At 41.0% G+C, this 1372-nt stretch carries 1 pseudogene; it reads left to right on the top strand.

The features are described 5' to 3' along the window. Positions 1-1372, top strand: a pseudogene (locus HMPREF1521_RS05320) (hemagglutinin); the annotation flags it as partial.

Here is a 1372-nt window from a genome sequence, read left to right as displayed (position 1 = left end):
GGTGGTCAACGGTGCTAAGGGTACTGTAAATAACTTGACGAACATCACTTGGGATCCTGCAAACATCACAAGCGGTCAATCTGCAACTGAAGACCAATTGAAATCTGTTGATAACAAAATCGACAAGACTGAACAAAACTTGACTAAGAAAGGTTTAGACTTCCAAGGTGATGCAGGTACTGCAATTCATAAAGATCTTGGCCAAACATTGAATATCACTGGCGGTCAAGCTGATGCATCCAAACTTTCAGAAAATAACATCGGCGTAGTTAACAACAACGGCGTTATGAATGTTAAGCTTGCGAAAGACCTTAAAGGTTTGGACAGCGTAACAACCGGTCAAACGGTTATCAACAACAACGGTTTGACAGTGGGCGGTAACACATTTGTTACAAACAACGGTTTCAATGCTAACGATACGCGAATCAAAAACGTGAAAGCCGGTACAGATGACAGCGATGCAGTTAACCTTAAACAGTTGAAGGAAGTATCCAACAACGCGGCTGCAGCTAAAACTGTTGTAAAAGCGGGCAAAAACATCAATGTAACTGATTCCGAAGATCCTCAAACTAAAGCTAAGACGTATACAGTTGGTTTACAGGATACAGTAACATTGGGTTCCGGCAATACAGCTGTTAATATCGACGGCACAAAAGGTATTGTGAAAGCCGGCGAAGGCAACAATGCTGTAACTATCAACGGTACAGACAGCACAATTAAAGCTGGTAACGTAGCGATTGACGGCGTAAAAGGTAACATCACTTCCGGTAAAGTTCTAGTTAACGGTGCTAAAGGTACTGTAAACAACTTGACGAACATCACTTGGGATCCTGCAAATATCACAAGCGGTCAAGCTGCAACAGAAGATCAATTGAAATCCGTTGATAAGAAAATCACTGACAACGGCAGTAATTTGACTAAGAAGGGCTTGAACTTTAAAGGTGATGACGCTACAAGCATTCATAAAGATCTTGGCGAAACATTAGACGTTGTAGGCGGTACTGCTGATAAAGCTAAATTGACAGACAACAATATCGGTGTTGTATCTGACAACGGTAAGTTGAATGTTAAACTTGCTAAAGAGTTGACTGGCTTAACAAGCGTAACAACCGGTGATACAACTATCAACAACAACGGTTTGACAATCGGTGGCAAGACATTCGTTACTAAAGACGGCTTCAATGCTAACGATACACAAATCAAAAACGTAAAAGCCGGCACTGACGGCAATGATGCAGTTAACTTGAACCAATTGAACGAAGTTAAAAATGCATCTAATACGACAGTAGAAGGCAGCAAAAACATCAATGTTGATCAAACTGTAGACCCTGCTACAAAAGCTAAGACTTACAAAGTTGCGTTGAAAGATACA

It is taken from the genome of Veillonella sp. AS16, from assembly GCF_000517785.1.
Taxonomy (GTDB): Bacteria; Bacillota; Negativicutes; order Veillonellales; family Veillonellaceae; genus Veillonella; species Veillonella denticariosi.
Note: the sequence above shows the minus strand (reverse complement) of the source record. Positions and strands in the feature narration are given on the sequence as shown.